General features: G+C 68.4%; 7 protein-coding genes and 1 rRNA gene. All 8 read right to left on the reverse strand.

The window, feature by feature from the left end:
- Positions 1-71: 71 nt before the first annotated feature.
- On the reverse strand, positions 72-809 hold the full coding sequence (locus ACFYZB_RS13845) for a MerR family transcriptional regulator (protein ID WP_388758096.1): 738 nt from the start codon (positions 807-809) through the stop codon (positions 72-74).
- A gap of 44 nt (positions 810-853) precedes the next feature.
- Positions 854-1,681, reverse strand: coding sequence for an FHA domain-containing protein (locus ACFYZB_RS13850; RefSeq protein WP_388758098.1), 828 nt, complete (start codon positions 1,679-1,681; stop codon positions 854-856).
- 190 nt (positions 1,682-1,871) lie between these two features.
- Positions 1,872-2,729, reverse strand: coding sequence for a DUF881 domain-containing protein (locus tag ACFYZB_RS13855; protein ID WP_388758100.1), 858 nt, complete (start codon positions 2,727-2,729; stop codon positions 1,872-1,874).
- Positions 2,730-2,734: 5 nt separating this feature from the next.
- Positions 2,735-3,067 carry a small basic family protein gene (locus ACFYZB_RS13860; protein WP_003988855.1) on the reverse strand — a complete coding sequence of 111 codons (333 nt, stop codon included), beginning with the start codon at positions 3,065-3,067 and terminating at the stop codon, positions 2,735-2,737.
- A complete protein-coding gene (locus tag ACFYZB_RS13865; protein WP_388758128.1) occupies positions 3,064-3,912 on the reverse strand; it encodes a DUF881 domain-containing protein in 849 nt (282 codons plus the stop codon). The genes ACFYZB_RS13860 and ACFYZB_RS13865 overlap by 4 nt, the downstream gene beginning before the upstream one ends.
- Positions 3,913-4,114: 202 nt before the next feature.
- Positions 4,115-6,610 carry a sugar phosphate nucleotidyltransferase gene (locus ACFYZB_RS13870; RefSeq protein ID WP_388758101.1) on the reverse strand — a complete coding sequence of 832 codons (2,496 nt, stop codon included), beginning with the start codon at positions 6,608-6,610 and terminating at the stop codon, positions 4,115-4,117.
- A gap of 114 nt (positions 6,611-6,724) precedes the next feature.
- Positions 6,725-7,333 carry a CDP-alcohol phosphatidyltransferase family protein gene (locus ACFYZB_RS13875; protein ID WP_388758103.1) on the reverse strand — a complete coding sequence of 203 codons (609 nt, stop codon included), beginning with the start codon at positions 7,331-7,333 and terminating at the stop codon, positions 6,725-6,727.
- 108 nt (positions 7,334-7,441) lie between these two features.
- Positions 7,442-7,536, reverse strand: a 5S ribosomal RNA gene (gene rrf, locus ACFYZB_RS13880); the annotation flags it as partial.

A 7,536-nucleotide genomic window follows, 5' to 3' on the forward strand; every position in this document is an offset into this window, starting at 1 on the left:
CCGTGCCCGGGATGTTTGGGTAGTCGGGCCGGGAACAGGTGCCCGATCCGGCCGCCGGCGGCTCCGGGCGTTCACGGCAGCCGTACCCCGAGGGCGGTCTGCACCAGCGCCGCGTGCAGTTTCACCGTGAGCGCCGCCAGCTCCTTCGTGCGGGCCTCGGCATGGGCCCTGGTCTGCGGGTTGCGGTGGCGCCTGAGCGGGGCCACCACCTGGTCGACCAGCCCGGCCTCGCGGTCGGCGGCCGCCTTCATCACCCGCAGGTGCCGTGGCTCGATCCCGAACCGGCCCAGCTCGGCGACGAGCGAGGCCACGGTGACCGCCTCGGCGTCGTACGCCCCGTCCTCCAGGGGAGCGATGAGCCCGTACGACTCCCACTCCTTGAGGTCGCCCTCGTCGATCTCCGCGGCCGCCATCAGCTCGGTCCTGCCGATCCGTGCCACCGTGGGCGCCGTGGCCTGCTCCGGAGCGTCCTCACTCGTGCGCTGTCGGCCCACCACGGGCAGCTGGACGGCCTCGCCCCGCTCCATGGCGTCCAGGTGCTCGCGGATCACCTTGAGCGGCAGATAGTGGTCCCGCTGCATCCGCAGCACATGCGCCAGGCGCTCGACATCCCCGGCGCTGAACTTGCGGTACCCCGACGGGGTCCGCTGCGGCTCGATGAGCCCCTCCGACTCCAGGAAACGGATCTTGGAGATGGTGACTTCGGGGAACTCGTCGCGCAGCGCGTTCAGCACCGTGCCGATGCTCATCAGCCCACTGTCCCTGGCGGCGGTACCGCTCCCGGCACCGCCGCTCGGTGTTTGAAGCATGGACCTTCCCTGGGAGTCCCCCCGGACACCGGTCCGGGGGCGGGTCAGATGCCCTGCCGGCTCGCGTAGAACACCAGCCGGTACTTGCCGATCTGCACCTCGTCACCGTTCGACAGGGCGACCTGGTCGATCCGCTCGCGGTTGACGTACGTGCCGTTCAGACTGCCCACGTCGGCCACGGTGAACGAGCCGTCCGGGGAGCGCCGGAACTCCACGTGCCGGCGCGAGACCGTGACGTCGTCCAGGAAGATGTCGCTCTGCGGGTGGCGTCCGGCCGTGGTCAGGTCGCTGTCCAGCAGGAAGCGGCTGCCCGAGTTCGGTCCCCGGCGGACCACCAGGAGTGCCGAGCCCATCGGCAGCGCGTCCACCGCGGCCTGCGCCTCGGGCGACAGCATGGGCACCTGCGTCTGGCCGGTGACCTCGGAGTCGTAGGCCTCGAGACCGGAGATCGAGATCGTGGACGTCGTCTCGGCGGCACGCTCCGGCGCCACCCCGGGGCGCAGCGGCGCGCCACAGTTGGAGCAGAAGCGGGCGTTCTCCGCGTTGCGGTTACCGCACCTCGTACACACCAGGACCGACATCGACGGATCCTCCTGCGGCTGCCCCGCCGGGGCGTTGGACGCGTACGGACCGGGGGCGAACCCTCCACCCGCACCTGAGGTTGACGGTTGCCCGAAACCTATGCCGCCGGACTGGGCAGGGTCAACCGACGCCCCGCCCTGACCTCCGGAAATGTCGCCGCCCGGACCAGCGACCTGATCCCGGAACAGCGGGCGCCGCCCCTCCGCGTCAGGCTGTGCGCGGTGACGAGCGGTCGCGTTGTCGCCGCCCTCTCGCGCGCTCTTGCGGAACAACTTCGCAAACAACTTCACGGGCGATTCCCCTTGACCGAAACAGACCCGCCCGTGGGGCAGGACGAACCCTGATTGCCTACACCGGCCGAGCCGGACATTCTCACAACGTCCGTATCCACCGGACAGTTTCCACCACGCACCACCCCTTCGATGCGCCGACCCCCCGCAACCTCATGCCCTTGCCGGACGTCCCCCATGCACCACCGGTTCACTGGGAGGACGACCGAGCGTAGTCAGGCCGCTTCGCCTGCCGCAAGGCGTCGGCGACGATCTTGCCCGACTGCTGGACCGTCACCGTGGCCTGCTCCTTCTCCAGTGTCTGCACCACGCCTCCGGGAATGTTCAGCGCCGGCTCCAGGTCCTGCGGCTTGCCGATGACCTTGAAACGATAGGGGGCGTTGATCTTGTTCCCGTCGACGCCCACGCCGTTGCCGGAGTCCGTGAAGTACGTGCCGGCAACCACCCGGACCCCGTTCACCTGGATCGCCTCCGCACCGGCCGCGCGCAGCTCCTGGATCGCGTCGAGCAGCATGTCCGCCTTGACCGTCCCCTTCGTGTCCTCGATCGTCATCGTGATGCCGGGACCCTGCGCCGCCACGGTGCCCGCCAGGATGCCGAGTTGCTTCTCCTTCTCGGCCGTCTGCTTGCGAGCCTCCGCCGCCTGGTCGGAGCTGCTCTGCAGTTCCTGGCGCTGCTTTTCGAGTCCCTGCTTCTCGTCCTCAAGACGCTGAGTACGCGCATCCAGTTCATCGAGGATGCGGACAAGATCCTCCTGACGTGCGCCGCGCAGCGCGCTGTCGCTGTCGCTGGTGGACGCCACCTGCACCGCCAGGCCGAACCCGAGGCCGAACAGCAGCAGGGCGACGATGAGTTGGGCCCGGGTCAGCCGCGGTGGCCACAACCCCTTCACCAGCCGCTGCCGGCCGGTCAGCGGCTCCTCCGTCTGCTGCTCCGGCGCCGGCTCCGGTGCCGGCGCGGGCACCTCCTCGGGCAGTTCCTTGCGCAGCCTGTTCTCCGGCTTCGCCGGCTGCTCGTCCGGCGCGTTCGGCTCGTTCTGCTCACTCATCGGTGTCACGCCCGGAACACGTGTCGCCGGATCGCCGCGGCGTTGGAGAAGATCCGGATGCCGAGGACGACCACGACACCCGTGGACAGCTGCGCACCCACGCCCAACTTGTCGCCCAGGAACACGATCAGCGCGGCGACGACGACGTTCGACAGGAACGACACCACGAAGACCTTGTCGTCGAAGATCCCGTCGAGCATGGCCCGCAGACCGCCGAACACGGCGTCCAGCGCCGCGACGACGGCGATCGGCAGATAAGGCTCGACGACCGCCGGAACCTCGGGCCGGACCAACAGGCCGGCCACGACTCCCACGACGAGGCCCAGTACGGCGATCACGATGTGCCCTTCTCAGTCTTGCCGGTGCTCGGCTGTGCTGTGCGTACGATCACACTCGGTGCGGCAGGCAACCGCACGTCACTCTCCGTGGAGATGGTGGCGCGGATGCCGAAGTCCTGCTCCAGCGCGTGCAGATACAGGCCGTCCGCGCTGTTCTGGAACCGGTTGTTCAACCGGCCCCCGTCCCCCACCGCCAGCACCGTGTACGGCGGCACCAGCGGCCTGTTGTCGACCAGTATCGCGTCGCCCGCGGCCCTGATCGCGGACAGGGAGGTCAGCCGCTGCCCGTTGATGGAGACGGCCTCGGCACCGGACTGCCACAGCCCGTTCACCACGCGCTGCATGTCCCGGTCGCGCACCCGGCCGGTGTCGGAGAACCCGGAGGTCTGCCGCGGGTTGGTGCCGTCACCGCCGGTGCTGGCCTCCTTGGCGTCGTCCACGACGAGCCTGACGCCCGGACCGTGGACCGCCGTGGCGCCCGACAGCACGCCCACCAGGTCCGCCGGCGCGCTGCCCCCGCTCGACTCCAGCGCCGCCCGCTGGCGCGCGCCGACGTCGTCCCGGAGCCTGTCGACCGTACCCTCCAGCTTGTCCGCGTTCGCGGTCTCGCTGTCGATGCGGTCGATCAGCTCCTGCCGCTCCTTGGCCACCACTGGGGCCGCCGCCTGCGTCTGTGCCGCCCCCACGGTCACGACCAGCGCCGCGAGGACGAGGCCCGCCGCGAGGCCGAGCTTCGCCCTGAGGGTCCTGGGCAGACCGCCCTCACCCTGGGACTTCCTGCGGGCGGCGGCCTCGGCATACCCGTCGTCGAGACTGTGGTCCATGACGTTGGTGATCAACGACATGGAGGCGTCCGGGCGCTGCGCCCGCGTGGGGCTGCTCCGAACGGGGGGTTGCTGCGGCATGCCGCACATCGTCGCATGTCGCGAGGAGTACCTCCGAATGGCCCCACCGGCGTGCCGGACAGGCCCCCTTGGGGGACACTTGTCCGGCACGCGCGCGTGCGTGGATTTTGCCGTCCGGTGGTCCGAGTTCCCTTACCTTCTCTTACCGTCCGGCGCTGTCCACGACGGCCGACCACTCGTCCAGCAGGGCCTGCGCCGAGGCGTCGTCGGGGCCCTCGGCCCACAGGTGGGTGACGGCCTCGGCCGGGTCGGGCAGCACCATCACCCAGCGCCCGTCCGTCTCCACGACCCGCACACCGTCCGTCGTGTCGACAAAGCGATCTCCTGCGGCCTCGACCACCCGCCGCATGACCAGACCCTTGACGGCCCACGGCGTGGCCAGATCCCGCTTGAGGACATGCGCCCGCGGGATCCGCGCGTCGATCTGGCTCAGCGTGAGCTGCGTGCGCGCCACCAGCCCGATCAGCCGCACGAAGGCCGCCGTGCCGTCGTAGACGCTGCTGAACTCGGGGACGATGAAGCCACCCTTGCCGTCGCCGCCGAAGATGGTGCCCTCCTCGCCGCCGACCCGCGTGAGGTCGTCCGGCGAGGTGGTGGTCCACTCGACCTGGGTGCCGTGATAGGCGGCCACCTGCTCGGCGATCCGGGTCGTCGTCACCGGCAGGGCCACCCGGCCGCTGCGCCGCTCCGCGGCCACCAGGTCCAGCATCACCAGCAGCGCGCGGTCGTCCTCGATGATCCGGCCCTTCTCGTCCACGAGCGACAGCCGCTCCCCGACGGGGTCGAACCGGACACCGAACGCGGCTCCCGAGGACGCCACTATCTCGCCGAGCCGCACCAGTCCCTTGCGGCGCATCTCCTCCGTCTCCGTGGGCCGGGACTCGTCCAGACCGGGGTTGATGGTCAGGGAGTCCACGCCCAGCTTGCCGAGCAGGCTGGGCAGCACCAGCCCGGCACTGCCGTTGGAGGCGTCCACGACCACCTTGAGACCGGCCTCGGCGATCCCGGTGGTGTCGACGTTCCGCAGCAGTGATCCGGTGTACGAGTCGAAGACGCTCGCCGGGAAGTACAGGTCGCCGATCTCGCCGGGGAACGCCCGCCGGTACTCCTGCCGCGCGAACACCCGGTCCAGCTTGCGCTGGCTGCCCTGCGACAGGTCCGCGCCGTTGCCGTCGAAGAACATGATGTCGACCGAGTCCGGCACACCCGGCGAGGTCCGGATCATGATGCCGCCGGCGCTGCCCCGCGCGGTCTGCTGGCGGGCCACCGGCAGCGGCACGTTCTCCAGGTCCCGCACGTCGATGGCGCTGGCCTGCAGAGCGGAGATCACCGCCCGCTTGAGCGCACGGGCGCCTCGGGAGTGGTCGCGCGCCGTGGTGACCGTGGAGCCCTTCTTGAGGGTGGTCGCATAGGCGCCGGCCAGCCGCACGGCGAGTTCCGGCGTGATCTCCACGTTCAGGATGCCGGACACGCCACGGGCACCGAACAGATGGGCCTGTCCCCTGGACTCCCAGATGACAGAGGTGTTGACGAAGGCGCCGGCTTCGATGGTCTTGAACGGGTAGACCCGGACGTTGCCCTGCACGATCGATTCCTCACCGATCAGGCACTCGTCACCGATGACCGCGCCGTCCTCGATCCGCGCAGCGCGCATGATGTCGGTGTTCTTGCCGACGACGCAGCCACGCAGATTGCTGTGCTGCCCGACATACACGTTGTCGTGCACGACCGCCTTGTGCAGAAAGGCGCCGCTCTTGACGACGACGTTCGAGCCGACGACCGTGTGCTCCCGGATCTCCGCGCCGGCCTCGACCTTCGCGTAGTCGCCGATGTACAGCGGTCCACGCAGCACGGCATCGGGGTGCACCTCCGCACCTTCGGCCACCCACACACCAGGAGAGATCTCGAAGCCGTCGATGTCGACGTTCACCTTGCCCTCGAGAACATCGGCCTGGGCCTTCACATAGCTCTCGTGGGTGCCCACGTCCTCCCAGTAGCCCTCGGCGACAAAGCCGTAGATGGGCTTGCCTTCCTTCATGAGCTGCGGGAAAACGTCGCCGGACCAGTCGACCGGAACGTCGGGTTCGACGTAGTTGAATACCTCGGGCTCCATGACATAGATGCCCGTGTTGACCGTGTCGGAGAAGACCTGTCCCCAGGTCGGCTTCTCCAGGAAACGCTCGACCTTGCCTTCCTCGTCGACGATGGTGATGCCGAACTCCAGCGGGTTGGGAACCCGGGTCAGACAGACCGTGACCAGGGAGCCCTTCTCCTTGTGGAAATTGATCAGCTCCGTGAGGTCGAAGTCGGTCAGGGCATCGCCGGAGATGACGAGGAAAGCATCGTCCTTCAACGCCTCTTCGGCGTTCTTGACGCTTCCGGCGGTACCGAGTGGCTTCTCCTCATTGGCATACGTGAGCTCCATTCCGAGCTCTTCGCCGTCGCCGAAGTAGTTCTTGACGAGCGATGCCAGGAACTGGACGGTGACAACGGTCTCGGTGAGCCCGTGCCTTTTGAGCAGCCGTAGCACGTGCTCCATGATCGGGCGGTTGGCCACAGGCAGGAGCGGCTTGGGCATGCTAGAGGTCATGGGGCGCAGGCGGGTGCCTTCGCCCCCGGCCATCACGACGGCCTTCATGTCGGAAGCGTCCTCCTCCAAGAGACGACGGTCTAGCCGACTTCACCCGTCCAGATTGTCCCGCACTTTTCCACCGCGGGCCATCGTGGCGTAACGTCCGGACAATCGCCGAGCTCAATCGGCCATGGCGTCCGCACGAACCAGACGGCGGACCTGTACCACGTAGAGCACTCCTGCCCACCAGTAGAGCGTTGTACCCCATCCGGCGAACGCCCATCCGAAAATAGCAGCCAGTGACGCGATCCAGGTGCTGCCGTCGCTGAGGAGCAGCAACGGGAAGGCGTACATCAAGTTGAAGGTCGCTGCCTTCCCGAGGAAGTTCACCTGCGGCGGCGGATACCCGTGCCGGCGGAGGATACCCACCATCACCAGGAGCATCAGCTCACGCGCGAGCAGGAGGGCGGTCAGCCAGAGCGGCAGGATCTCCCGCCAGGTGAGACCGACCAGCGTGGAAAGGACATAGAGCCGGTCGGCGGCGGGGTCGAGAAGCCGGCCGAGACTGCTGATCTGATTCCAGCGCCGTGCGAGCTTGCCGTCGAGATAGTCACTGATCCCGCTGAAGGCCAGCACGAGGAGGGCCCAGCCGTCGCTCTTGGGACCCCCGAACTCGGGCCTGAGGATCAGCCACAGGAAGAGGGGTACGCCGACGAGCCGCGCCATGCTGAGGATGTTGGGGATGGTGAGGACCCGGTCCGTCTGGACACGGGTCTCCTGGACCTCCACCCGGGGGCCTCCTGTGCGAAACGAGCCAACGATGCTCCCTGACCCTACCTCAACGCAAAAAAGCTCCGGCTCCTGGGCAAGTGCCCAAGAGCCGGAGCTGTAAAAGGAGTTCGGCGGCGTCCTACTCTCCCACAGGGTCCCCCCTGCAGTACCATCGGCGCTGTGAGGCTTAGCTTCCGGGTTCGGAATGTAACCGGGCGTTT

The organism is Streptomyces sp. NPDC001852 (assembly GCF_042891825.1).
GTDB lineage: Bacteria > Actinomycetota > Actinomycetes > Streptomycetales > Streptomycetaceae > Streptomyces.